This is a genomic window from Nocardioides sp., from assembly GCF_030150155.1.
Classification (GTDB): Bacteria; Actinomycetota; Actinomycetes; order Propionibacteriales; family Nocardioidaceae; genus Nocardioides.
On record NZ_JASLGR010000059.1, the window covers coordinates 23901 to 48384 of the forward strand.

Here is a 24484-nt window from a genome sequence, read left to right on the forward strand (position 1 = left end):
GATCAGCGCTGAAGGTCTGCGCGCACGTCCTTGCGCAGCACCTTGCCGATCGCCGAGAGCGGCAGCTCGTCGACGACCTCGACCCGGCGCGGCGCCTTGTAGCCGGCCAGGTGCTGGCGGGTGAACGCGATCAGCTCGGCGGGGTCGATGCTGACCCCGGGCTCGGCGACCACGACCGCGACGACGTCCTCGCTGCCCGCTGCGCCGGGTACGCCGACCACGGCCGCCTGCGCCACGCCGGGGTGCTCGCGCAGCACCTCCTCGATCTCCGAGGGGTAGACGTTGAAGCCACCGGAGATGATCACGTCCTTGATCCGGTCGACGATGGTGACGAACCCGGCCTCGTCGACGGTGACGATGTCACCGGTGCGCAGCCAGCCGCCCTCGACCATCACGGCGGCCGTCTCCTCGGGCTTGTTCCAGTAGCCGGCGAAGACCTGCGGCCCACGGATCAACAGCTCGCCGGGCTCACCGGCAGGGCGGTCGAGGGTCGGGTTCTCCGGGTCGACCACGCGGATCTCGGTGGACGGGTAGGGCAGACCGACCGAGCCCGGACGCCGGGTCGGGGCCATCGGGTTGCCCAGCGCGATCGGTGAGGTCTCGGTCATGCCGTAGCCCTCGATCAGCACACCACCGGTCAGGGCCTCCCACTGCTCCACCAGCTCGGCGGGCAGCGGCATCGCCCCGGAGATCGCCCACCGGATGGAGCCCAGGTCGATGCCCCGGGCCGGAGCGGCTTCGGCCATCCGGGCGTAGATCGGCGGCACCGCGGGCAGGAACGTCGCCGGACGACGCTTCATCGCGTCCAGCACCATGTCGAGGTCGAAGCGTGGGAAGAGCACCAGGCAGCCGCCCAGACGGACCGCGCAGAGCAGGCAGAGCATCATCCCGTAGGCGTGGAAGAGCGGCAGGATGCCGTAGAAGACCTCCTGGCCCTCGCGCAGCTCCGGCACCCAGGCCCGGCTCTGGGCGACGTTCGCGGCCAGGTTGCGGTGAGTCAGCATCGCGGCCTTGGGCTCGCCGGTGGTGCCACCGGTGTACTGCAGCAGCGCGACGTCGTCGGACTCGGCGTGGTGCGGGGTGACCTGCGGGAGGCGGGCGCGGTCGACCTGGGCCAGGGCGTCCTCCCAGGAGGAGCCGGCGGTGGGCCGGGTCGTCATCGCCTCGCGGGCCTGGCGCGCCTTCGCGATCGGCAGCCGCAGGGCGAGCCGCTTGGTCAGCGGCAGCGCCCGGGTCATGTCCATCGTGAAGAGGGTGACCTCGTGGTCCAGGGCCAGGCCGGCGATGGTGTCGGCCAGCTTGTCCCAGACCACCGCGACCGCGGCGCCGTGGTCGGCGAAGGAGCGACGCAGCTCCTCGGCCGTGGAGAGCGGGTTCTGCTCGACCACGATGCCGCCGACCTCCAGGACGGCGTAGAACGCCACCACCGCCTGCGGGCACGAGGGCATGATCAGGGAGACCCGATCGCCGGGCTTGACCCCTTGTGCGGCCAGCACCCGGGCCGCGGCGTCGACCTGCGCGCCCAGCTCGGCGTACGTCGTCGTGGAGCCGAAGAAGTCGAGCGCGGGCTTGTCACCGTAGGCACGCACGGCCGCGTGCAGCACCTCGCTCAGACTGGTCGTGGGGACCTCGACCTCGCGCGGCACACCGGGGGCGTAGCCGGCCAGCGGAGCCAGTCCTGCGGGGTGGTTCGTGGCCTCGGGCGTCGAGTCGTGCGAGCTCATCTGATCCTTCCCTGGGCGCCGCCGCGTGACGGGCTCGATGTCCAGTCTTCGCGGTGCTGCGTCGACTGTCGAACTTGCCACCGCGTGCCGGAAATGGCCTTCACCGTGGTCCTCGCCTGGGAGAATGGCTGCCATGCCCGACCGGAAGCAGTTCAACACCAGTATCACCGCGACGGCTCGGGACCGCCTGGCCGCCCTCGCCGATGCCGAGTCCGTCTCCCGCGACGGACTGGTCGAGCAGCTGCTCCGGGCGTACGCCGCCGGCGCACCCACCACCCAGCCTGAGGACTGGGTGCGGGTGCCGTTCCGGGTCGACGCCGACGTCCTGGCCCGCGCGCAGGAGGAGGCACGGCGCCGTGGCGAGAAGCTCTCCGAGGCGCTGCGCCAGCGGATCGACGCGGCCTGGGCCGACTCCGGCCTGGAGCGCTGACCCGGACATAGGCCCGCTTCAGGAACTCCACGCTCCCCTCTCAACCACCGGCTCCAGACTCGCATCGTCGCTCACCCGAGCGCGGACGAGGCGGGCGTAGCCCGCAGAGGAGGTGAAGGATCGATGACGGAGCAGGAGGCGTCCCGACGGACGCTGTTGAAGGGATCGATGGCGCTCGGCGTCAGCACGCTCGGCGGGTTCGCCCTGATCAGGTCGCTGGCGGACTCAGCGGTGGCCGCCGTACCGACGGCGTCCTCACGCGCGGCCCTCGCGGCCTCGACCGGCTGCGCGACCCTGACCAAGGAGGAGACCCAGGGGCCGTTCTGGGTCGACGAGCTCCTCCAGCGCAGCGACATCCGCTACGACACCGGCACCAAGTCCACGAGCACCACCACGCCCGTCACGGGCGTGCCGCTCACCCTGACCCTGACTCTGCTCGACGCCGGTGGCGCCTGCGCGCCGCGCCAGGGCGCGTACGTCGATGTGTGGCACGCCAACGCGCAGGGTGCCTACTCCGACGTGAGCGGGTCGGGCAACCCCGACGAGACCGGTCACAACTTCCTGCGTGGCTACCAGGTCTCCGACGCCAACGGTCAGGTCACGTTCACCACGATCTTCCCAGGCTGGTACGTCTCGCGCACGATCCACGTGCACTACCGGATCCGGCTGGCGCTGGACTCCTCGACCACGGTCAACTTCACCTCCCAGCTGTTCTTCGACGACACCGTCACCAATGCCGTCCAGGCGGTCACCTCGAAGGGCTACAAGGGCACCGGCCGCGACACCACCAACAGCACCGACCAGCTCTACGACGCCAGCCTGCTGGTGCCGCTGACCGGCTCGACGACGGCCGGCTACACCGGTGCGTTCACGGTGAACCTCGACTTCGAGGACCCCTCGTCCAGCGGCGGCTCCTCCCCGACCGACGTGCCGACGGGCGGTCCCGGGGGCCCTGACGGCTCTGCGCCGCCGACCGGCGTGCCGACGGCGACCGCCACCACCTCGCCGACCAGTGGGACCAGCCCGACCACGGCCGCCACCGTGGTCGCTGCTTCAGTCCGTCACGCTGTGGTGGTCAAGCGCCGCCATCGGCGTACGGTCGTGGTGACGCTGGCCGCCCAGGAGCGGATCACCGCCAAGGTGCGGCTGCTCGACGACGACACCGTGCTGGCGCGGACCAGCACCGGCTGGCTCTCGATCGGGCGGCGCAAGGTCCGGCTGGCGATCCCGGCGCGGGTGCCGCACGGCAGCTACGACGTGCTGGTGGTGATGGCCGACAAGGCCGGCCACACCAAGCGCAGCACCCTGAAGGTCACGGTGCCGAGGCGCTGATCGGGCACCTTGCCAGTGACCGCTAGGGTCGGATCATGGCTAAGAAGTGGGACGACCTCAACCCGACGCAGCAGAAGATCGCCGTGGCGGCCGGTGTCGCCGAGCTCGCTCTGTCGAGCTACTGCGCCGTCGACCTGCGCAAGCGCCCCAAGACGCAGATCCGCGGCCCGAAGTGGCTGTGGGTGCCGCTGCTGGGCGTGCAGCCGATCGGCCCGATCGCCTACCTGATCTTCGGTCGCAAGAAGTCCTGAGGTCCGACCAGGGCCGCGATGTTGGCCGCGGCCTGCTCCAGCAGGCCCGTCACATCGCGGACCAGGTCGGCCAGGGGCGCCGGACCGCGGGCGATGCTGAACATCGCACTCACCCCGGCCCGCTGCGCCTGCTTCAGCGGTACGTCGACACGGCCCGCCAGCACCGCCAGCGGGCACCGGCCGGCCACGGTCGCGCTCACCGCTGAGACGACCTTGCCGTCCAGGGACTGGGCGTCGAAGGCGCCCTCGCCGGTGATCACGAGTGCTGCGCTCTGTGCTAGGGCCGGCAGCCCGGCGAGGTCGGTGATCACCGTCGAGCCCGGCTCGATCCGGGCGTCGAGCAGGCCGACCAGGGTCGCGGGGGTGCCACCGGCAGCGCCGCCGCCGGGAGTCTGAGCCACCTCGACCCCACCGCTCGCGGCGATCACGTCGGCCAGGTGGGCGAGCCCCGCCTCGATCGCGGCGACGTCGTCGGCGTCGGCTCCCTTCTGCGGGGCGAAGACGGTGGCCGTGCCGCGCGGGCCGAGCAGCGGGTTGTCGACGTCGGCGAGAACCCGCAGGCGCACCGTCGCGGTCCGCGGGTGCAGGCCGGCGGTGTCGATCCGTACCAGGGCCGCCAGTCCGGCCGCCCCGACGGCGATCTCCTCCCCTGCGGAGTCCAGGAACCGGCAGCCGAGGGCGCGCAGCGCCCCGACGCCGCCGTCGCTGCTGGCCGAGCCGCCGATCGCGAGCAGGACCTCCTCCACACCGCGGTCCAGCGCCGCGCGCAGCAGCAGGCCGACGCCGCCGGTGTGGGCCTGGCGCGGGCGCGCGTCGACGTCGGCGACGTGGGGCAGGCCGTTGGCCATCGCCGCCTCGATCACCGCTGTGCGGCCGTCGGGGGTGATCCCGATCTGGGCGCTCCGGGGTCGACCGTGCGCGTCCACGGTCTCGACGGCGACGAGGTCGAGGCCCAGCGGAGCGGTCAGCACGGCCAGGGAGCCCTCACCGCCGTCGGCCATCGGACACAGCCGCACGTCGACGCTCTCGGCCCAGACCGACTGCAGGCCCCGGGCGATCGCCGCGGCCGCCTCGGTGGCACTGCAGCTGCCCTTGAAGGCGTCCGGGGCCACGACGACGACGGGGCGGGTCACTGGCCCAGGGTGAGCTCGGGGAACGTCGGTGGGAGCAGCTCGAAGAGCGGCACCTCGAGCACCTGGGCCAGCGCGACCAGGGTGCGCAGCTGGGGGTTCATCGGCGTGCCCGGCTTGGACTCGCCCTTCTCGAACTTCTGGTAGGTGTACGCCGAGATCCCGGCCCGGTGGGCGACCCACTCCTGACTCAGCCCGACGTCGCGCCGGGCTCGCTGGAGGTTGACGCCCAGGGCGCGCCCGTACTCGTCCCAGGTCGGTCCGTCCGATGGCTTCGTCATAGACCCAAGACTCCCGCCTCCCGGGCTCGGCGTGACGCATACACGGATGGGAATCTTCAAATGGGCGCGGAGGCATGGCAGCAGGGCCTCGCGGGCGCGCGAGGAAAGAATTTTGGGAAGTTTCGATTCTTTCTCTGCCGGATGACAAGAACCGGTCCCTTGCGTCACGGGCGTGGTGTGCTGCACCGCACGTCACGCCCGTTGCCGATACCTATATGCCCAAACAGGAATGTGCCGGTGTCGCCGGACGCAGGGAAGGGCCGTGGCTGTGGCGAGACCGTCTCCGCCGCGGCGAAACCGTCGGTGGGCCCACCTAATGTCGCCCACCAACGTGAATCGAGCCTTCCGCAGGCAGGGAGGAACGGAGGCCACCATGAGCGACACGTTCGCCACCCCGAGTCCCGGGGACCACGCAGCACCACGGCCGTCGTGGCAGCACGAGCCGTGCCCCCGCTGGTGCACGCGGGTGCACCACGAGCAGGACCATCCTGAGGACCGGATCCACCAGAGCGAGGCCGATCTCCTCGGCGTGCTGCTGGCCGCGCCGCCGGTCCCCCACCAGCCCCGGAGCTGGGCGTCCGCCGAGCTGGTCGTCCGGCTGGGTCGCCATGTCGGCGACCCGACCACGTGGGTCGCGATCGAGACGACCGAGGGCCCCGCACCGCGGGTCGTCCTGCCGGTGGACTCGGCCCGCCTGCTGCGCCGTCATCTGGGCCGACAGCTCCAGCTCGCCGACCTTGCCTAGCATGACCACGTCCAGCTCACGGCCGGAGCGCTCGGGCTCCGGACCGGTGTTGACCCTGCAGACCGTGCGGCGGCTGCGGGGCACGGTCACCGACTTCGCCGAGCGGACCGCCGACCGGGTGCAGCAGCACGTCTCGCCGTACGCCGGCCCCAAGGAGGGCCGTCGACGCCACCTGATCGTGATGGCGGCCCGGGCCTCAGCCAACGTCTTCCTGGAGTCGCTCGGCTCCCGCCCGCCCTCGGCCACCGGGCTGCACGACCTGCTGCGCCGGATGGGCTACGGCGAGGCCAGCGAGGGTCACTCCCTGGACCCGCTGGACGCGGCGGTCAGGCTCGGCCACCTGGAGGCGCTCGACCTGATGCAGGCCGCCGTCGACCGGGGCGAGGTCCCGCTGCACGCGCTGCCCGCGATCCTGTCCCGTCTGGCCGTCTTCGTGGACCGGCTGGTCACCGAGGCCCACACCGGTGCCGAGCTCTACCTGGAGTTCGAGCACAACGACCCACCCAGCACCCGACGGGCGCTGCTGCACGCCCTGATCAGCCGCGACCAGGACCGGGCCACGATCCTCGCCGACCGGATCGGGTGGGAAGTGCCCGCGGCCGTGGTCGTGCTGGCGGCCACCGGACCTGCCGACGTGGATTGGCCCGCGGACACCGAGCTCGCCCCCGCCCTGGTCGACACCAGCTGCCTGCCCGGACTCTTCGTGGTCGTGCCCGAGGAGGCCGACGCGCTCCAGACCCGGCTGCGCCGGCTGCATCCGGGCATCACCGTCGCGCGCTCGTGGCCGGTCGGGCTGACGGAGGTCGGGCACGCCCGACGCTGGGTGCTGCGGGCCCTGCACCTGAGCACCACCGGCGCGATCCCCCGCCAGCCCGTGATCGACTGCTCGCGCTACTTCACCCAGCTGTGGCTGCACGCCGAGCCGTCGTTGCGCTCCCAGCTCGTCCAGACCCGGCTGGGGCCGTTGCTCGGTGAGTCGGCCAACTCCCGGGAGATCCTCTCCTCGACGCTGCTAGTCTGGCTGCGCACCCGGGAGAGCGCCCCCGCGATCGCGGAGATGATGGGGGTGCACCCGCAGACGATCCGCTACCGGTGGCGCAAGATCAACGAGCTGTTCGGCGAGGACCTGCTCGACCCCGCAATCATCGTGCAGACCCTGTTGGCCCTGGAGGCGACGTTGCCGCTGTGGACCGCCGGGGACAAGAGCGACCTCAAGCGCTACAAGGCCGAACGCAGACGCGCAGCACACTGAGGCCGCGCACCCGGCACACGACCCGCCGCAGGGGCGGGTAACGTGGGCGACTCCATGAGCGAGCTCGACAGTCCCCGACGCACCCTGCTGGCCGTCGACGGCAACTCGCTGACCCACCGGGCCTATCACGCCTACGCCGAGACCGGCTTCCGTGACGGCCGGGGTCGACCGGCCTGGGCCGTACGCGGCTTCTGGAACCTGCTGCTGGGCACCATCGACCGGATCGGTCCCGATGCGATCGTGGTCGGCTTCGACGATCCGGCCAGCTCACGACGACGCGCGCGGTTCCCCGAGTACAAGGCCCACCGCAAGGCCAAGGACGCTGCGCTGATCGCCCAGCTCGAGGTCATCCCGCAGACCCTGGCGGCTGCCGGGATCACCGCGTTCACCCCGGCCGGGCTGGAGGCCGACGACGTGATGGCCGCCGCGGCCCGACACGTCGCCGCCACCGAGGACTGGCAGTGCGTGATCGCCACCAGCGACCGGGACGCCTTCGCCCAGATCGGTCCGGTGACCTCGGTGCTGCGGATCATCAACGGCGGGATCGACAACTCACCGGTGCTGAACCCGTCGCGCTTCACGATCATGACCGGGATCAGGCCCGAGCAGTACCTGGACTACGCCGCCATGCGCGGTGACGCCTCGGACAACCTGCGCGGCATCCGCGGGATCGGCGAGAAGACCGCCGCCGCCCTGCTCCAGCACTTCACCACGATGGAGGCCGTCTGGGCCGACGTCGACGGCAACGACGGCGCCGGGGTGGTCGAGGCCACCGGCAAGGGCACGCTGACCAAGCTCCGCGCCGACGGCGCCCGGCAGGCCTGGATCGACAACCGCCTGATCATGACCCCGTCGACGTCGCTGCAGATCCCCTCGGCCGACCCGAGCCGACCACTGGGCGAGCTGCCGCTCAGCGCCGACCGGGTGCGTCAGGCGCTGGAGGAGGCCAGCCTGCACGCCCTGGTGCCGAGCGCGACCAACCGGCTCAGCGGAATGCCGCTTCCCCGGTGAGCGCCTGGCCCAGGATCAGGGTGTGCATCTCGACGGTGCCCTCGTAGGTCAGCACCGACTCCAGGTTGTTCATGTGCCGGATCACCGGGTACTCCAGGGAGATCCCGTTGGCCCCCAGGATGGTCCGCGCGGTGCGGCAGATCTCCAGCGCCTCCCGGACGTTGTTGAGCTTGCCCAGGGAGACCTGGTCGTGGTGCAGCACCCCGGCGTCCTTACGCCGGCCCAGGTGCACCGCGAGCAGGTAGCCCTTGATGTACTCCAGGTTCATCTCGACCAGCTTGGCCTGGGTGAGCTGGAAGGCCGCCAGCGGCTTGCCGAACTGGTGGCGCTCCATCGCATAGCGGCGCGCCGTCTCCAGGCAGGTCCGCGCCGCCCCGAGCGAGCCCCACACGATCCCGTAGCGGGCCTCGTTGAGGGCCGAGAGCGGTCCCTTCAGGCCGCGCACCTCGGGCAGCATCGCCGCGGCCGGGACCCGGACGCCGTCCAGGATCAGCTCGCCGGTCGCCGAGGCCCGCAGCGACAGCTTGTGCTTGATCTCCGGGGTGGAGAAGCCGGGAGTGTCAGTGGGTACGACGAACCCGCGGACCCCGTCCTCGGTCATCGCCCAGACCACGGCGACATCGGCGTACGGCGCGTTCGAGATCCACATCTTGCGCCCGTCCAGTACCCAGTCGGTGCCGTCGCGTCGGGCACGGGTCGTCATCGAGCCCGGGTCGGAGCCCGCATCGGGCTCGGTCAGGCCGAAGCAGCCGATCGTCTCACCGGCGGCCATCGACGGCAGCCAGGCCTGCTTCTGCTCCTCGCTGCCCCAGCGCCAGATCGCGAACATCGCCAGCGAGCCCTGCACCGAGACCAGCGAGCGCAGCCCGGAGTCGGTGGCCTCGATCTCCAGACAGGCCAGCCCGTACGCCGTCGCCGACATGCCCGCGCAGCCGTAGCCCTCCAGGTGCATCCCGAGCACGCCCAGACTGCCCAGCTCCCGGGTCAGCTCGCGGACCCCGGGGATGCCACCGTCCTCGAACCAGGTCGCGATGTGCGGCTCGACGGTGCGGTCGAGCATCTGGCGGATCGAGGAACGGACCGCCTTCTCCTCCTCGCTCAGCAGCGAGTCGAGGTCGGCCAGGTCGCTCGGGTCCAGGGCCGGGGTGCCGTGCTGCGTGCTCACGCTGTCTCCTCCGTCAGCCAGCGGCGGATCTCGTCGCTGTGTTGTCCCAACGTCGGTGGGGCGACGTAGCGCTCCACCGGCGTCGCCGAATACGTCGCAGGATGCCGCACCTGGGCCGGACGCCCGTCGCCGACCTCCACGGTGGGCTCCAGGCCGAGGTCGCGGGCCAGGGCGAACGCCTCCCCGATCGAGGCCACCCGACCCGCCGGGATGCCGACCGCGCCGAGGCGCTCGACCCACTGGGCCGAGGTCGCCTGGGCGAGCGCCCGCTCCAGCTCGACGACCAGGGCCGGGCGGTGCTCGACCCGGGCGGGGTTGGTGCTGAACCGCGGGTCGGTGGCCAGGTCGGCACGGCCCAGCACCCCGACCAGGCGGACGAACTGGGCGTCGTTGCCGCACGCCAGCGCGAGCGGAGCGTCAGCGGTGGCGAGCAGCTCGTACGGCGCGATCGAGGGGTGCGCGTTGCCCATCCGGGACGGCTCGCGTCCGGTGCTGAGGTAGGTCGAGGCCTGGTTGACCAGGGAGCCGAGCAGGGAGGAGAGCAGGTTGACCTCGACGTGCTGTCCCTGTCCGGTGGCGTCGCGGTGGCGCAGCGCCGCCAGGATCGCGGTGGTGGCGTCCTTGGCGGTGAGCACGTCGACCAGGGCCACCCCGACCTTCATCGGGGCGCCGTCGGGCTCACCGGTGATGCTCATCAGGCCGCCGACGGCCTGGATCAGGAAGTCGTAGCCGGCCAGGTCCGCACCGGCCCCGGAGCCGAAGCCGGTGATCGAGCAGTACACGACGCCGGGGTTGCGGGCGGCGACGTCGACGAAGCCCAGCCCGTGACGGGCCAGCGTGCCGGTCTTGAAGTTCTCCACCACGATGTCGGCCCGCTCGGCCAGTCGCCAGGCCACCGCCAGGTCGTCGGGATCCTCCAGGTCCAGGGTGATCGACCGCTTGGACCGGTTCGGTGCCTCGAAGTAGCTCGAGGTGTTCGTGGTCCAGGGCGGACCCCAGGCCCGGGTGTCGTCGCCGCTGCCCGGGCGCTCGACCTTGATCACGTCGGCGCCGAGGTCGGCCAGCGTCGCGGTGGCCAGCGGCCCGGCCAGCACCCGGCTGAAGTCGGCGACCAGGATCCCCGCCAACGGCGCCGTCACGGCACCTCGATCCGGCCGTCGATGCGTCGCGGCAGGCGCCACAGGTTCCCGGAGCGAGCCGCCTCGGGCAGGCACAGCTCCGGCATCGACTGGTAGGTCACCGGCCGGACCCAGCGCTCCAGGGCCGAGGCGCCCACCGAGGTCGTCTCCGGTGCGGTCGTCGCGGGCCACGGGCCGCCGTGGTGCTGGGCCCAGGTCCAGGCCACGCCGGTCGGCCAGTCGTCGACCGTGACCCGGCCGACCTGGCGCGACAGCGCACTGACCAGGGCCGGGGCGTCGGGGTCGGCGCTGCTGCCGTCGGTGACGACGGTGCCGGCGAGGCTGCCTTGGAGTAGGCCGATCAGGTGGCGAAGCTCGGCGGTGTCGGCGTACTCCACGACGACAGCGACCGGGCCGAAGCACTCCTCCAGCAGACGCGACCCGCGAGAGAGGGCGATCGCCGGGGCCGCCAGCACGACGGCGTCGGCGCTCCACCCGGACTCGGCGCGGGGCACCCGAGCGACCTCCGTCGCACCGGCGGCGACCAGGGAGTCCAGGCCGAACCCGTACGCCTCGGCGATCGAGCGGGTCAGCATCAGGGGCGAAGGTGCGGCAGCACTCAGCGCCCGTCCGACGGCCTCGGCGACGCCGTGGCCCGCCGGCGCGAGCAGCAGCCCCGGCTTGGTGCAGAACTGTCCCGAGCCGAGGGTGAAGGAGCCGACGAAGCCGGCAGCGATCTGGTCGAGGCGTTCGACGGCGGTCGGGGTCATCGCCACCGGGTTGACGGTGCTCATCTCGGCGTACACCGGGATCACCACCGGGCGTTGCTGGGCCAGCCGCCACAGCGCCAGCCCACCAGCCTGGGAGCCGGTGAACCCGACGGCGGTGATGTCGTCGTGCACGACGAGCTGCTGACCGGCCTCGAGCCCCTGCACGGTGGCGATCGCACCGACCGGGCCGCCGGCGGCGGCGACGGCCTGCTGGGCGAGCTCGACCAGGGCGGCGTTGAGCAGCGGGTGGGCGGGATGGCCCTTGACCACCACCGGACAGCCCGCGGCCAGGGCCGAGGCGGTGTCGTTGCCCAGCGCACCGAAACCGAACGGGAAGTTGCTGGCCCCGAAGACCACCACCGGGCCACGCGGGTGGTGCAGCCGGACCAGACGCGGACTGGTGGCCGTGGCCGAGTCCAGGCGCAGGCCCAGGTAGGAGCCCTCCTGAGCGACGGCGCCGTAGAACCGCAGCTGCGAGGCGGCCCGACCGATCTCACCGTCGAGGCGGGCCAGCCCCAGGCCGGTCTCGGCGTCGGCGATCCTGGCCAGCCGCGTCCGGTCGCTCTCCAGGCGGTCGGCGATCGCCTCCAGCCAGGCGCGCCGCACCCACGGCGGCACCCGCTCCATCGCCGGGGCAGCCGCGACGGCGGAGGCCACCACCGCGTCGACCTCGGCACCGGTCGACTCCTCGACGTGCCCGTTGACCTGGCCGTCGGCGGGTCGGTAGCTGGTGACGCGGGGCACGCGCTACTCGGACTCGCTCAGTGCGACCGGCTCCGGGGCCGCTGCCAGCCGGGCCGCCTGGCGGTGGCGGCTGACCCGACGGATCAGCTCCATCACGCCGTAGGCGATCGCGACGCAGGCCGCGCCGCCAAGGATGTCGAGCAGGAAGTGGTTGCCGGTGGCCATCACGACGATCACCTGGAGGACGGGGTAGAGCACCGCCGGGATCCGCCACCACTTCGACGGGAAGCCCCACATCTGGATCGAGCACCAGAACGCCCAGCCACAGTGCAGCGAGGGCATCGCGGCGAACTGGTTGGTGGCGTCACCGATGCCGCGCGGTGCCGAGGCGGCCGAGCCCCACCAGCCGTAGCTGGAGAAGTCCCGCATCACGTCGGCGATCCCGATGCCGGGGATCAGCCGCGGCGGTGCGGCGGGCCAGGCGGCGTAGATCACCAGCGCGATCCCCGAGGCGACCACGATCGCCCAGTAGCCGCGCCAGTAGTGCCAGCCGCCGTGCTTGCGCGAGACCAACAGCACCATCGGCGTCATCGCGTAGTGCATCAGGGCATAGAAGTAGCAGGCGCTCACCGCGATCACCGGGACCGTGCCGATCCAGGTGTTCAGCGGCAGCTCCAGGTGGTCGAAGATCCCACCCTCGACCCGCAGGATGTCCTGGGAGTGAGCGAACGCGGCACTGATGTCGGTCCCCTGCGCGGCGCGAATCAGGTTGTACGCCGTGAACAGGGCGATCAGCACACCGAGCTCGACCACCCAGTGCGCCCGCAGCGCCCCGACCGGGAGGGCCTTGGCCCCCGATCGGCCCTTCGACGCTGTCGCCATCGACGCGTCGGTCGACCTGGACTCCCCCACCTGACGGGTCGTCATCGTGTCGCCTCCGCTCGTTCGGAACCTGCCTGGATCTCCCCCATCGTGGCACTCCTCACAGCCCACACCAAGGATATTTGCAGGAGCGGTCCCAGAAATGGGGATCAATCAGGGGCGGCCTAGGGGTAGAGCCCCCGGACCTCATGTGCCTGATACACACGCTCCACGGCCATGCAGGTCGCGGCCATCCGCAGGGAGAGCCGGCGGGCGCCGGCGTACTCGGTGACCTCGCGCCACGCCTTGATCATCCGGTGCACCAGGCGCTCGTTGACCTCGTCCTCAGTCCACCAGAACGACTGGTTGGCCTGCACCCACTCGAAATAGGAGACCACCACGCCGCCGGCGTTGGCGAGGATGTCGGGGACGATCAGGACGCCGGCGGCCTCCAGGATCCGGTCGGCGTCGGCGGTGAGCGGGCCGTTGGCCCCCTCGACGATCACCCGGGCCCGGACACCGGCGGCGTTGCCGGCGTGCAGCACGCCCTCGATCGCGGCCGGGACGAGCAGGTCGACGTCGGCCATCAGCACCGCCTCACCGTCGATCGCCTCGGCGTCCGGGAAGCCCACGACGCTGCCGTGCAGGTCGACGTACTCCTCCAGGGCTGCGATGTCGATGCCGCCGGGGTGGAACAGGCCGCCGTCGACGTCGCTGACCGCGAGCACCCGCAGGCCCGCCTGGTGCAGCAGCCGGGCCGCACCGCGACCGACCTTGCCGAAGCCCTGCACGGCGGCGGTGGAGCCGTCGGCACCGAGGTCGCGGTGACGCAGCGCCTCCACGCCGATGGTGACCACACCACGCGAGGTGGACGCGGCCCGTCCCTGGGAGCCGCCCAGGGCGATCGGCTTGCCGGTGACGACGCCGAGGACGGTGTGGCCCTGGCCGACGGAGTAGGTGTCCATCATCCAGGCCATCGTCTGCTCATCGGTGCCGATGTCGGGCGCCGGGATGTCGTTCTCGGGACCGATCAGGGGCCCGATCTCGGAGGTGTAGCGACGCGTGATCCGCTCCAGCTCGGCGCGACTGTAGGCCCGCGGGTCCACCCGGACGCCGCCCTTGGCACCGCCGTAGGGCACGTCGAGCAGGGCACACTTCCAGGTCATCCACATCGCCAGCGCCCGGACCTCGTCGATGTCGACCCGGGCGTCGAACCGGACGCCGCCCTTGCCCGGGCCACGCGAGGTGTTGTGCTGCACCCGGTAGCCCGGCAGCACCTCGATCGAGCCGTCGTCGCGGCGCAGCGGGATGCTGACCGCGATCTCACGTCGCGGGGCGGCCAGCATGCCGAAGACCTCCGGGCCCAGGCCGAGCACGTCGATCGCCTGGGCGAGCTGCTCGCGGGCGTCGTCGAGCACCGTGCGAGTCGCTGGGTCCACCGGGGCCTGTCCTGCGAGTGCTGGAGAAACGATGTCGTTTGGGGACGCGGCGGTCGGTCCGCCCGTCAGGGTCTCGCTCATCCCTCCAGCCTGCCTTGCGCGTGGTCACGCCGTCCAAGACTCATTCGGTACTACCGTCATGCTCTGTGAGCATGGATCTGCGGCTGATCAAGTACTTCGTCTCCACCGCGGAGGCCGGCTCGGCCACGGCCGCCGCCCGCGCCCTGCACGTCACCCAGCCGGTGCTCTCCCGCCAGCTGCGCCACCTCGAGCAGCAGCTCGGCCTGCACCTGTTCGACCGGGAGGGACGCCGACTGCGGCTCTCCCGTGCCGGGGAGGCGTTCCTGCCCACCGCCCAGGAGCTGCTCCGCCATGCCGCGAACGCCGCCGGTGCTGCCCACAACCTCGCTGCGGGTGTGGTGACCGAGGTCCACATCGCCGCGCCGCCGAGCACCCTGACCGACGTGGTCGCGCCGTTCATCGCGACCCTGGGCCCCACCGAGCCGGTGCCGTTGGTGCGCGACATCGGCGGCGAGAGCGCCCAGGCAGCACTCGCGGCCGGGGCCGACCTGGCCGTGGTCACCACCCGGCCGGCTCGCTCGCTCGGCTCCCGGGCGCTGATGGTCTGCCCGGTCTGGGCCTACGTCGCCCCCGACGACCCGTGGGCGGGGCGCTCCAGCGTCGACGTGAGCGAGCTGCCCGAGCGGACCCTGATCGTGCTCCAGCCCCAGTTCCAGCCCCGTGCCCTGCTCGACGCGGCCCTCAACAGCACCGGACCCGGCTACGGCGACGTGATCGAGGTCGGCAACACCCAGGTCGCCCAGGCGATCGCGGCCACCGGGCGCGGTGTGGCGGTCGTCTCCGACGATGCCCGCTTCGACCTGGTCCCGCTGCTGATCTCGGTGCCCGGGGGCTACCTCCAGATCCGGCTCTTCGCTGCCTGGGAGCGCCAGCACCACGCCGCCGTACTGCTGGAGGACTGGGCCGACCGGCTGGGGGCGTTCTGCCTGCACCGTTACGGCCCGGGACTGGCCGCCGAAGGCATCAGCTGACGTGCACGTGCGGGCGCCGGTCGCGGTCGGGCTCGGCACGGCGCAGGATCTCCCGGGTGATCGGGGCGATCTCCCCCTCGCCCAGGAACAGGAACCGCAGCGCGTTGCGCAGCGGGTTGCCCTCGGTCCAAGCGAAGTAGATGTGCGGCCGCAGCCCGGTCACGTCGCGGATGTGGAGCAGCAGCGCGGCCAGCGCGTTGGGCACGCTCGGAGCGCGCATCCGCAGCACCCGATGCTTGCCGTACGCCGTCACGCCGTGCACCTCCAGGCGGGCGCTGAACTCCGACGGGTCGGTGACGGTGACCTCGACGAAGAGCCAGTCCTCGCGTTGGAGGTGGTTGTCGGCACAGGCCTCGACGACCTTGGCCCGGTACTCGGCCTCGTTGAGGTCGCCGTGCTCGTTGGCGACCAGCCGGATGGTGTTACTGGGGTGGTGGCGCAGCAAGTGCAGGGCGGCGTCGTCGAGCTCGACGTCGGTGATCCGCAGCTCGAAGGCCCGGTAGGTCCGTGAGATCGCCGAGACGATCAGGATCGCGGCGATGAAGCAGGCCGCGATCTTGAGGCCGTCGGGACGCTCGATGCAGTTGTTGACCAGGGTGTAGACGAACACCAGGGCGATCAGCCCGAAGACCACGGTGCCGACTCGCTGGCGGCGGCGCCGCGCCTCCAGGGTCACCGCCACCGCGGCCGAGGTCATCAGCACCAGCACCCCGGTCGCGTAGGCGCCGCCCTGGGCGCTGACGCTGGCGTGGAAGATCGCGGTGATCAGGAACGCGATCGCGGTGATGATCACGACCAGCGGCCGGGTGGCCCCGGCCCACTGCGGCGACATCCCGTAACGCGGCAGGTACCGCGGGATCAGGTTGAGCAGCCCGGCCATCGCCGAGGCACCGGCGAACCACAGGATGAGCAGGGTGGAGACGTCGTACACGGTGCCGAAGCCGGAGCCGAGGTAGAGGTGCGCCAGGTAGGCCAGGGCCCGGCCGTCGGCGGCTCCGCCGGGCTCGAAGGCGCTCTGCGGGATCAGCAGGGTGCACACGATCGAGCTGGTCACCAGGTACAGGCTCATGATCAGGGCGGCGGTGGTGAGCAGTCGTCGGGTGTTGCGGATCCGGCCGACCGGATGGGCCTCGGTGTCCTCGGCGTCGCCGCGGACCTGCGGCATCACCGCTACCCCGGTCTCGAACCCCGACATGCCCAGGGCGAGCTTCGGGAACACGATCAGGGAGACCCCGACCATCGCCAGCACGCTGCCGTGCGAGGTGGTCAGGCCGTGGCGCCAGTCCCCGATCACGGCGGTGTGGCTGGCGACCTTGGCCAGGCAGACCACGATCACGACGGCGTTCAGAGTGAGGTAGACCGAGACCAGGGTGACAGCGATCCCGATCGCCTCGGTGAACCCGCGCAGGAAGACGGCGCCGAGGAGAGCCAGCAGCGCGTACGTCGCCCACGCCTGGTGACCTGCCAGCACGGAGGGCACATGCGGGTTCTGCACCAGGTGGGTGGCGCCGTCGGCCGCCGAGAGCGTCATCGTGATCACGAAGTCGGTGACGGCGAAGCCGAGCAGCACGAGCACGAAGACCTTGCCGCCCCAGCGCCCCAGCAGATGCTCCAGCATCGCGATCGAGCCCTGCCCGTGCGGCGAGGCCTCCGCCACCCGCCTGTAGACCGGCAGCGCCCCCAGCAAGGTCAGCGCGACCAGCACGATCGTGGCCAACGGCGAGAGCAGACCGGCGGCGATCGCCGCGATCCCGGGCTGGTAGCCGAGGCTGGAGAAGTAGTCGACGCCGGTCAGGCACATCACCCGCCACCACGGTGAGGTCCGTTCCGCAGGCCCGGACTCCGGGGCGCTGGGGGCCGGAGCCGTCTCGACGTGCTTCACCTGCTCAGCATGGACCCTGGACACCGTTCGCGTCCTGCATCAGTGCGAGGCGCGTCGGCGGCGGGCAGAGGCTGGCGTTGGTCGACGGCGGCTTCCAGAAACCTCAACGGTTCCCGTGCTCCGGAAGCCGTAGGTCGGACTGGGGCGGCACAACTAGAGCATGCAAACCGGGCTTAGTTCCGGTTGAGGCCGTGCCGGACCGAGTCGAGGGCGACCTTGAAGTGCGACTCGGCCGCGTTGATGACCGACGTCGGCGTGGAGGGGTCGAAGACCCGCAGCACTGAGAATCGGAACGACGACGGGTCGACCCTTTTCAGTTCCACGTTGCCGCCGTGACCGTTGGTGGCGTACTGCGTCCATCGCTGGAGGATGTTCTCGGCGCCGTCGGCCTTGCCGACGTAGTGGCGGCCGTCGCGGGTGTCGGTGATCAGGTAGATCCCCACGACCGCTGACAGGGCTGTGCGCCAGGCGGCGTAGCGATGCTCGCGCATCACGGCTTGCAGCGTCGGATGGTCCAGCACCAGGCGGTCGAAGCCGGGAAAACGGATGGGATGGGAGTCGGCGATCTCCATGACCGGGTAGGTCGCTGCGGTCGGGCCGGTCAGGCGCCAGGTCCGGGGCGAGCGCCAGCCGAGTACGAGGCGACCGGTGAGGTCGGCGAGGGCGTCGGTGCGTTCCAGGTTGAAGCGGCGCTGGAACGACACGTCGTGCGGCACCTCGCCGTGGTTGACCACGACACCCCACAGTCGCGCTCGGTCGCCACCCTCAGCGATGAAGATCACCCAGGTCCGGGCGGGGTTCAACGGGAACTTCCGGGTGCTCGCTGACTGGACGCTGGTGTACTCCCGGATCTCCTCGTCCGTGGAGTTGGCGGTGATCGGGATGGTGCCGTCGTCATGGTCCGCATCGAGCGCGTGCCGGATCACGAGGATTTCCGTCGGGTTGATGGCGGCCGCCGCGAGGACGGAGCCGAGCGTGAGCGTCATCAGTCGTCTCCCCCGCTGCACGCCGGGTCCGCGGCGCCGCTGGGCGGCTCCGGCATGAGCGCTGCGACGTTCCCCGGCCCCAGTACTGCTGACCATCGGCTCAGGTCGTCGGTCAGGATGCCGCCGGGGAGCATCCGGCTGTAGACGCCGAGGGCCGCATGCGTCATGGCAGTGCAGATCGACGTGACGTCGCTCGGCCTGGAGGGGTCGTCTCCTCGAAGGGTGAACTCAAGCGCCGCGGTCGGGTCGTAGTCGTAGTACGTCTTGGCCGACATGTAGGAGGCGTGCGACGTCCATGACTCGACCAGCCAGGCACGGTAAACGACCCCGAGCCCGTACCGCTCAGCGGCGTGTCTGGTCCTGGCCAGGGCGTCGGCCGGGAGCGATGCTTTGTCCGTCTCGAGGCTCCGCAGTTCGTCGACCGCCTTGATGATGTCCGGGTCAAGCTTCCACCCGGCGCTCTCGGCTTCCTTGAACCGACTGAGTTCGTGCTGCCATGCCCGTAGGAGCGCTTGAAAGGCGTCGCCACGCTGTTCGGTGACCCAATGCAACGCGATGAGGTGCTCCGCCATTGAACGGACCATCGGTGAGGCCTCGGTCGCGAACCCGTCAGAGTCGAGCCGGATCGCAGCGTGCGCGGTTCGTACGACTCTGGCCGTCCAGCCGTAGGCGACCAGGAGGGCCTCAACGCCAGCCACGTCGCTGAACGACGTGAGGTCCACCGGCCCTGTCTCCGGTGCTGGCAGGTCACGGAACCGGGCGAGCATCTCCTCGAAGACGGCACGGCACTCATCATCGGTGGGCATGGTCAGCATCCTGAGTCCTGGCGGGTGGCTGAGACAACTGCGTCAGCGAGGTCCACCTTCGGGGTTGTTCATGCCCGGACCCGTACGGTCGCGCGCCATCCGGGTCTGCCTGAGGCGCTGTGGCGATCGTCGATGACCAGGTCATCGATTGCCTAGCGCAGTCGGGGCCTCTCCATCGAGCAGACGCACCGGTTTGATCGTGCGATCTCGCGCCGATCGGGCGCGAACCGCGCCGATGCCGCCCTCGACGGTACGCCGCTCTTGTAGGGCGTTCATTTCGCGCCACCCCAGGCCCTAGCCTTCTCCTGCGCGCTCAGTCTCCAAGATTGCTGCGGCGGACCGTTGGGCGATGTACCGAGCCCAGGGCCAACGCGCACCTCGTCGATCTGGTGGACGAGGTCTGTGACGGGGCTGACTCGCTCCTTCGGCTGGAGGCCGAACCGGCCAAGAGGCGTCAAGGCCCAACCGGTCGCGTCCAAGCAGGCGCGCGGCCAGGTAGACGTGAGGGAAGCGTCGGGCAGTTCTCGCTGCGCTCACCTCGGCCGCTGAAGGCGCCCACTCACTCACCTAGATCGTGAGGATGGCCCACCGGTCAGGCGGGTGAACCAGAAATGTCGGTGGCTTCTCATAGCGTGGTGGGTATGAAGCCGAGTGGCTCGGACCCCGTGACCAGCAGTGCTGAGGCACTGTTGGAGGGCTGGCGCGTCGACCAGGCCAAGGCTCGGCGTCGGGAGGTCAAGGCCCTGGACAAGGCCATCAGTTGGCTGACACTCGTGGCAGATTCCGGCCCGGCTGAGAAGCGGTACGGCCTGGAGATGCCCGTGGGCGGCGATGGTTGCCCGCCGGTGTCCGAAGTGGCGGTGGCCGAGTTTGCCGCGTTCGCTCAGATGAGCCCGCGTGCCGCCTTGTCGTACCTCGCAGATGCCTGGGATCTGGCGTGGCGGTTCCCCGAGACCCTCGCTGCCGTGCGTGACGGCAGGGACGAGGTGTGGCGAGCCCGGCAGGTCGCCGCGACACTCCGCGGTGTGCCGCTGGAGGGTGCGCGGTACGTCGATGAGGTGATCGCCCCGATCGCGGATCGGGTCGGGATGGCCCGGCTACGGCGGATGGTGGTCGTCGCGGAGATCCTGAGTGACCCCGACGCGGCGGTGGCCCGCGCGAGGGCAGCAGCCGAGGGTCGGTCGATCAGCGTGTCCGGGACCGGGCAGCCCGACGGCCTCGCCGATGTGTTCGGCCGTCTGGACGCCGCCGACGCAGCGGACTTCGAGGCCGTGATCCAAGAGGTCGCGGCAGAGCTTGCCTCCCTCGACCCCACGGAACCCGGCCAGGAGCCTGAACCCCTCGACGTCCGCCGCGCCAAGGCAGTCGGGGTGATCGCACGACGCCAGTTGGCTGGATCAGCCGAGGAGACTCCCGGTGCGGTGACGCGGGTGGTGCACACCTACGTCCACCTCGCCCCCGACTCACCCATCGCCCACGTCGAGTCGGGGAACACCCTCGCCCCGGTCGAACGCGTGGCGGAGTGGTGCCGGACCGCCGGGACCAAGGTCATCATCCGCCCCGTCCTCGACCTCGCCACCCCGCACACCCGCGACGGGTACGTCCCCACCGAGGTCATGCGGGAACAAGCAGTCCTGATCAACCGGACCTGCGTCCACCCCTGGTGCGACCGCCCGGCGAGGGCCTGCGATTTGGACCACATCAGGCCGTACACCAAAGACGGCCCACCCGGCCAGACCACCAGCACCAACCTCGCCCCACTGTGCCGCCACCACCACCGCCTCAAGACCCACAGCGGCTGGCAATACCAGCACCTCGAACCAGGGGTCTTCCTCTGGACCACCCCGGCAGGGCGGCACTACCTCCGCACCCCGAGCGGAACGACAGTGGTCGCGGACCCGCCCTAAGGCGCGATGGTGAGGAACAGGAAGGCCGCCAGCAGCACCAGGTGCACAGCACCGTTCAGCGGCTTGGCCCGCCCCGGCACCACCGTCAACACGCTGACGATCCCGGACAGCACCAGCAAGGCCAACTGAAGCGACCCCAGCCCCAACGCAAGATCGCCGTCGATCCAGATCGAGGCGATCGCAATGGCCGGGATGGTGAGGCCGATGGAGGCCATCGCCGAACCGTAGGCCAGATTGAGGCTGATCTGGACGCGGTCACGCAGGGCGGCCCGCACAGCGGCGATCGTCTCCGGGGCGAGCACCAGCAGGGCGATCACGACACCGACGACGGCGTGCGGCATGCCGAGGGCGTCGACGGCGTCCTCGATCGGGTACGACTCGACCTTGGCCAGGCCGACGACGGCGATCAGGGAGACCAGCAGCATCGCGAGGCTGACCAGCGTCTCGCGCCCGGTCGGCGGGTCGGCGTGGTCGTCGCCGTCCAGGTCCGCCGGGTTGGTGCCCTGGGCCGCGGCGCCGCGCGCCACCGGCAGGAAGAAGTCACGGTGCTGCACGGTCTGGGTGAAGACAAAGCAGCCGTAGAGCGCGAGCGAGACGACAGCGGCGAACGCGAGCTGGTGGCCGGTGAAGATCGGGCCGGGCTCGCTGATGGTGAAGGTCGGCACCACCAGGGTCAGGCCGGCCAGCGCGAGCACCGTGGCCAGCGCCGAGCCGGTCCCCTCGGCGTTGAAGATGGCGAGCCGGTGCCGCACCGCCCCGACGACGAGCGAGAGCCCGACGATGCCGTTGAGCGTGATCATCACCGCAGCGAAGACGGTGTCACGCGCCAGGCCGGAGGTGTCCTTGCCCCCGGAGGACATCAGCATCAGGATCAGGCCGACCTCGATGATGGTGACGGCCACGGCGAGCAGCAGGGATCCGAACGGCTCCCCTACCCGGTGGGCGACCACCTCGGCTTGGTGCACGGCAGCCAGGACCGCAGCAACCAGGACGACCCCGATCACCCCCGCCATCACGGGACCCGGGTGAGTACCCCACACGAAGGCGAGTACGACAGCGCCCAGGAGTGGAGTGATCACGGTCCAGCCCAATCGGCCTGTGGTCGATGCGCTCATATCGACATTTTAGTGGACCGAGCGAACCTCAGCGCCGACCGGTGATCAGGAACTGCTGACGCACCTGGTGTCCGGGCGCGACCCCGAACCGTCGGTCGAGGGCTTCGATCGTCGGCAACGGCGTCACCGCGACCTCGCGCAGGCCCCCGGCTCGCAGCACCTCGGCGGTGGCCTCGATGGAGGTGGCCTCGGCCAGCCGGAGGGCCCCCTCGGGTCGCTCGTCATAGAGGTCAACGCCACCGTGCGGGTACCAGGTGCTGTCCACCAGGGCGACCAGTCCGCCCGGTCGCAGCAGCCGGAGCCAGGCCTGCACCGCCGCGTCGGGATCGCGCAGGGTCCACGCCACGTAGCGTCCGACGATCGCGTCGAACGTCTCCGCCTCGAACGGCGGGGCAACGGCGTCGCCCGCGCAGAACGTCGGCATGCGCGCACCGTCGGGCAGCGCTGCCGCATGCTCGCGGGCCCGCTCCAGCATCCCGTCGGCGAGGTCGATCCCGGTCACCTCGTGCCCCAGCCCCGCCACCACGAAGGCCACATGACCGCTCCCGGTGCCCAGGTCGAGCACCCGCGCCGGAGCCGGCGGCAGGCACCCTGCCCAGATCTCGCGCCAGGCCTCCACGTCGGCCTGGCGTCGCTCGGGGCGCTGCTGATAGTCGTCGTACGCCGGCGCGCGGTCGGTCCAGTAGGCGTTGATCGTCTCCTGGAAGGTCTGGTCACTCATCGGGGCTCCTCGAGGGTGTGGGGATGGAAGTGCAGGAAGAGGTTCGGGCCGTCCTCGACGCGCTCGACACCGATGCCGTAGACGGGTTCGAGGTGCTCCGGGGTCAGGACCTCCGACGCCGGGCCGGCCGCCACGACCGCGCCCTGGCCCAGCAGCACCAGGTCGTCGCAGTAGCGGGCGGCCAGGTTGAGGTCGTGCAGCACCACCACGACGCTGCGGCCCAGGTCGTGGGCCAGGGACGCCACCACGCCGAGCACCTCGTGTTGGAAGCGGATGTCGAGGTGGTTGGTGGGCTCGTCCAGCAGCAGGTGGGTGGCCTCCTGGGCCAGGGCGCGGGCGATCAGCACCCGCTGCCGCTCCCCACCCGAGAGCGCCGCGAACGGTCGCCGCGCCAGGTGGGTGGCACCGACCTGGGCCAGCGCCGTCGCTGCGGCCTGCTCGTCGTGGGCCGAGGCCCGGCCCCAGCCACCCAGGTGCGGGCTGCGGCCGATCAGCACCATCTCGGCGACGCTGAGCGAGCTGTCGGTGCCGCTCTCCTGGACCACGACGGCGATCTGGCGAGCGGTCTCGCGCGCCCCGAGCCGGGCCAGGTCCACGTCGTCGATCGTGACGCGTCCGTGCGGTGAGGTCAGGGCACCGTAGAGCAGCCGGAGCAGGGTGGACTTCCCGGCACCGTTGGGACCGATCAGGCCGAGCACCCGGCCGTGACGCGCCTGGACGCCGACCTGGTCGAAGAGCGCGGAGGCGCCGTACGACCACGACAGCCCCTCGGCGGCGATCACGAGGTGGTGCCGAACCGCTCGACGATGCGCTGCAGCCCGTCCACTGCCAGCGGGGTGGGCGGCTCGGTGAAGTTGAACAGCTGGGTCATCACGTCGCCGTTGCGGACCGCGGTGAGCTTGGCCGCACCGGGCACCGACGTCAGCGCCTTCGTCACGTCGGCGGCGTCGCCGTCGCTGTGCAGCAGGATCAGGACGTCGGGGTCGCGGCCGAGCAGCTCCTCGACGGTGACCTCGAAGACCCGCTCCTTCACGTCGCCGAAGACGTTGACCAGCCCGGCAGCACGCAGCTGCGGGTCCGCCATGCTGGCGGTGCCGTAGGCGTACGTCGTGCCACCGCCGACGGTCGGGTAGAGCACCGCCGCCGTGCGTCCCGTGCCGGTGCCGACCGCGGCCTTGACCTTCTCCAGGCGGGTGCGCATCGCCGCGATCGCGGACTCGGCGCGGTCCTGGGCGTCGAAGACCGCGCCGTAGAGCCGGTACTGCACCTCGATGCTCGCGAAGGACGGCGTACCGCCGCCCGACGCGCACAGCGCGGGCTCCTCGATCAGTGGCAGACCGACCGCGCTCAGCGAGGACCGGGAGAGGTTGTCCACCTCCCCCAGCACCAGGTCAGGGCGCTGGCCGAGCACCGTCTCCTTGGAGATCTGGAGGTGTCCGCTGGTGTCGAGCTTGTCGGTCAGCAGCGGGATCGCGTCCAGCTCGCTCTGGGTCGCGGCGTCGTAGTAGTCGCGCGGGTAGGAGCCGGCCCGGGCGGTCACCCGGTCCAGCACGCCGAGTCCGTGCAGGTACGGCACCGCGGAGCTCTTCAGCAGCACCACCCGCTCAGGCTCGGCATCGAAGGTGACGGTGGCACCGCAGTTGCGCACGCTCACCGGGTACGCCGACCCGGCACCGTCCGACCCGGAGGTGGCGGCGCCCGAGCGGGCGGCCTCGGAGCCACAGCCGGTGGCGAGCAGGGTCACGCCGAGCAGGCCGGCCAGGGCGGCAGTGGCGCGCAGGAGACGGGGATGGGGCATCACAGGAGTCCTTGAGATCGGGGG

The 24484-nt window shown here is 71.2% G+C and carries 23 protein-coding genes; 8 read left to right on the forward strand and 15 right to left on the reverse strand.

The window, feature by feature from the left end:
- Positions 1 to 2: 2 nt before the first annotated feature.
- Complete coding sequence (locus Q1V88_RS17575) at positions 3 to 1724, reverse strand: long-chain-fatty-acid--CoA ligase (RefSeq protein ID WP_300682794.1); 1722 nt, start codon at positions 1722 to 1724, stop codon at positions 3 to 5.
- Between the two features lie 133 nt (positions 1725 to 1857).
- On the opposite strand from Q1V88_RS17575, the gene Q1V88_RS17580 reads away from it, so the two are divergent.
- The 3 genes from Q1V88_RS17580 to Q1V88_RS17590 all read left to right on the forward strand — a co-directional run bounded on the left by Q1V88_RS17580 (position 1858) and on the right by Q1V88_RS17590 (position 3737).
- The gene (locus tag Q1V88_RS17580) at positions 1858 to 2154 is read left to right on the forward strand and encodes a hypothetical protein (RefSeq protein WP_300682797.1); all 297 of its coding nucleotides are present in this window, start codon (positions 1858 to 1860) and stop codon (positions 2152 to 2154) included.
- A gap of 123 nt (positions 2155 to 2277) precedes the next feature.
- The gene (locus tag Q1V88_RS17585) at positions 2278 to 3486 is read left to right on the forward strand and encodes a hypothetical protein (protein ID WP_300682800.1); all 1209 of its coding nucleotides are present in this window, start codon (positions 2278 to 2280) and stop codon (positions 3484 to 3486) included.
- Between the two features lie 35 nt (positions 3487 to 3521).
- Positions 3522 to 3737, forward strand: coding sequence for a PLD nuclease N-terminal domain-containing protein (locus Q1V88_RS17590; protein WP_300682802.1), 216 nt, complete (start codon positions 3522 to 3524; stop codon positions 3735 to 3737).
- Here the strand turns inward: Q1V88_RS17590 and Q1V88_RS17595 are convergent.
- Positions 3707 to 4870, reverse strand: a complete 1164-nt coding sequence (locus Q1V88_RS17595; protein ID WP_300682803.1) for a glycerate kinase — start codon at positions 4868 to 4870, stop codon at positions 3707 to 3709. The two genes, Q1V88_RS17590 and Q1V88_RS17595, sit on opposite strands and share 31 nt — an antisense overlap.
- The gene (locus Q1V88_RS17600; protein WP_300682805.1) at positions 4867 to 5148 is read right to left on the reverse strand and encodes a helix-turn-helix transcriptional regulator; all 282 of its coding nucleotides are present in this window, start codon (positions 5146 to 5148) and stop codon (positions 4867 to 4869) included. The genes Q1V88_RS17595 and Q1V88_RS17600 overlap by 4 nt, the downstream gene beginning before the upstream one ends.
- Before the next feature lie 373 nt (positions 5149 to 5521).
- Between Q1V88_RS17600 and Q1V88_RS17605 the strand changes: the two genes are divergently transcribed.
- From Q1V88_RS17605 to Q1V88_RS17615, 3 genes are read left to right on the forward strand one after another with little or no spacing between them, the layout of a single operon-like run.
- Positions 5522 to 5893, forward strand: coding sequence for a hypothetical protein (locus Q1V88_RS17605; RefSeq protein WP_300682806.1), 372 nt, complete (start codon positions 5522 to 5524; stop codon positions 5891 to 5893).
- A 1-nt stretch (position 5894) separates the two neighbouring features.
- Complete coding sequence (locus Q1V88_RS17610; protein ID WP_300682809.1) at positions 5895 to 7145, forward strand: helix-turn-helix domain-containing protein; 1251 nt, start codon at positions 5895 to 5897, stop codon at positions 7143 to 7145.
- Positions 7146 to 7199: 54 nt separating this feature from the next.
- Positions 7200 to 8156, forward strand: coding sequence for a 5'-3' exonuclease H3TH domain-containing protein (locus Q1V88_RS17615; RefSeq protein ID WP_300682810.1), 957 nt, complete (start codon positions 7200 to 7202; stop codon positions 8154 to 8156).
- On the opposite strand, the gene Q1V88_RS17620 is transcribed toward Q1V88_RS17615, so the two are convergent.
- From Q1V88_RS17620 to Q1V88_RS17640, 5 genes are all read right to left on the reverse strand, one after another.
- A complete protein-coding gene (locus Q1V88_RS17620; RefSeq protein WP_300682812.1) occupies positions 8131 to 9321 on the reverse strand; it encodes an acyl-CoA dehydrogenase family protein in 1191 nt (396 codons plus the stop codon). The genes Q1V88_RS17615 and Q1V88_RS17620 overlap by 26 nt on opposite strands.
- Positions 9318 to 10460, reverse strand: a complete 1143-nt coding sequence (locus tag Q1V88_RS17625; RefSeq protein WP_300682814.1) for a CoA transferase — start codon at positions 10458 to 10460, stop codon at positions 9318 to 9320. The genes Q1V88_RS17620 and Q1V88_RS17625 overlap by 4 nt, the downstream gene beginning before the upstream one ends.
- Positions 10457 to 11953, reverse strand: a complete 1497-nt coding sequence (locus Q1V88_RS17630; protein ID WP_300682815.1) for an aldehyde dehydrogenase family protein — start codon at positions 11951 to 11953, stop codon at positions 10457 to 10459. The genes Q1V88_RS17625 and Q1V88_RS17630 overlap by 4 nt, the downstream gene beginning before the upstream one ends.
- 3 nt (positions 11954 to 11956) lie before the next feature.
- A complete protein-coding gene (locus tag Q1V88_RS17635) occupies positions 11957 to 12820 on the reverse strand; it encodes a phosphatase PAP2 family protein (protein ID WP_300682819.1) in 864 nt (287 codons plus the stop codon).
- Positions 12821 to 12939: 119 nt separating this feature from the next.
- Positions 12940 to 14193 carry a Glu/Leu/Phe/Val dehydrogenase gene (locus tag Q1V88_RS17640; RefSeq protein ID WP_300682822.1) on the reverse strand — a complete coding sequence of 418 codons (1254 nt, stop codon included), beginning with the start codon at positions 14191 to 14193 and terminating at the stop codon, positions 12940 to 12942.
- Positions 14194 to 14345: 152 nt separating this feature from the next.
- On the opposite strand from Q1V88_RS17640, the gene Q1V88_RS17645 reads away from it, so the two are divergent.
- Positions 14346 to 15245, forward strand: coding sequence for a LysR family transcriptional regulator (locus tag Q1V88_RS17645; protein WP_300683033.1), 900 nt, complete (start codon positions 14346 to 14348; stop codon positions 15243 to 15245).
- On the opposite strand, the gene Q1V88_RS17650 is transcribed toward Q1V88_RS17645, so the two are convergent.
- From Q1V88_RS17650 to Q1V88_RS17660, 3 genes are all read right to left on the reverse strand, one after another.
- The gene (locus tag Q1V88_RS17650) at positions 15238 to 17127 is read right to left on the reverse strand and encodes an amino acid transporter (RefSeq protein ID WP_366914104.1); all 1890 of its coding nucleotides are present in this window, start codon (positions 17125 to 17127) and stop codon (positions 15238 to 15240) included. The genes Q1V88_RS17645 and Q1V88_RS17650 overlap by 8 nt on opposite strands.
- Before the next feature lie 173 nt (positions 17128 to 17300).
- The gene (locus Q1V88_RS17655) at positions 17301 to 18113 is read right to left on the reverse strand and encodes a GIY-YIG nuclease family protein (protein ID WP_300682824.1); all 813 of its coding nucleotides are present in this window, start codon (positions 18111 to 18113) and stop codon (positions 17301 to 17303) included.
- Positions 18113 to 18919 (reverse strand): DUF5677 domain-containing protein, encoded by an 807-nt coding sequence (locus Q1V88_RS17660; protein ID WP_300682827.1) that lies wholly within the window; start codon positions 18917 to 18919, stop codon positions 18113 to 18115. The genes Q1V88_RS17655 and Q1V88_RS17660 overlap by 1 nt, the downstream gene beginning before the upstream one ends.
- Positions 18920 to 19560: 641 nt before the next feature.
- Between Q1V88_RS17660 and Q1V88_RS17665 the strand changes: the two genes are divergently transcribed.
- Positions 19561 to 20826, forward strand: a complete 1266-nt coding sequence (locus Q1V88_RS17665; RefSeq protein WP_300682829.1) for an HNH endonuclease signature motif containing protein — start codon at positions 19561 to 19563, stop codon at positions 20824 to 20826.
- On the opposite strand, the gene Q1V88_RS17670 is transcribed toward Q1V88_RS17665, so the two are convergent.
- Genes Q1V88_RS17670 through Q1V88_RS17685 form a run of 4 tightly spaced genes read right to left on the reverse strand, consistent with a single transcriptional unit; the run spans position 20823 to position 24460 of the window.
- Positions 20823 to 21941, reverse strand: a complete 1119-nt coding sequence (locus Q1V88_RS17670; protein ID WP_300682832.1) for an ionic transporter y4hA — start codon at positions 21939 to 21941, stop codon at positions 20823 to 20825. The genes Q1V88_RS17665 and Q1V88_RS17670 overlap by 4 nt on opposite strands.
- Positions 21942 to 21969: 28 nt before the next feature.
- Positions 21970 to 22662, reverse strand: a complete 693-nt coding sequence (locus Q1V88_RS17675) for a class I SAM-dependent methyltransferase (protein WP_300682834.1) — start codon at positions 22660 to 22662, stop codon at positions 21970 to 21972.
- Entirely contained in the window at positions 22659 to 23444 is a 786-nt protein-coding gene (locus tag Q1V88_RS17680) for an ABC transporter ATP-binding protein (protein ID WP_300682836.1), read from the reverse strand. Before Q1V88_RS17680 ends, Q1V88_RS17675 begins: the two co-directional genes overlap by 4 nt.
- Positions 23441 to 24460 carry an ABC transporter substrate-binding protein gene (locus tag Q1V88_RS17685; RefSeq protein WP_300682838.1) on the reverse strand — a complete coding sequence of 340 codons (1020 nt, stop codon included), beginning with the start codon at positions 24458 to 24460 and terminating at the stop codon, positions 23441 to 23443. Before Q1V88_RS17685 ends, Q1V88_RS17680 begins: the two co-directional genes overlap by 4 nt.
- Positions 24461 to 24484: the final 24 nt, after the last annotated feature.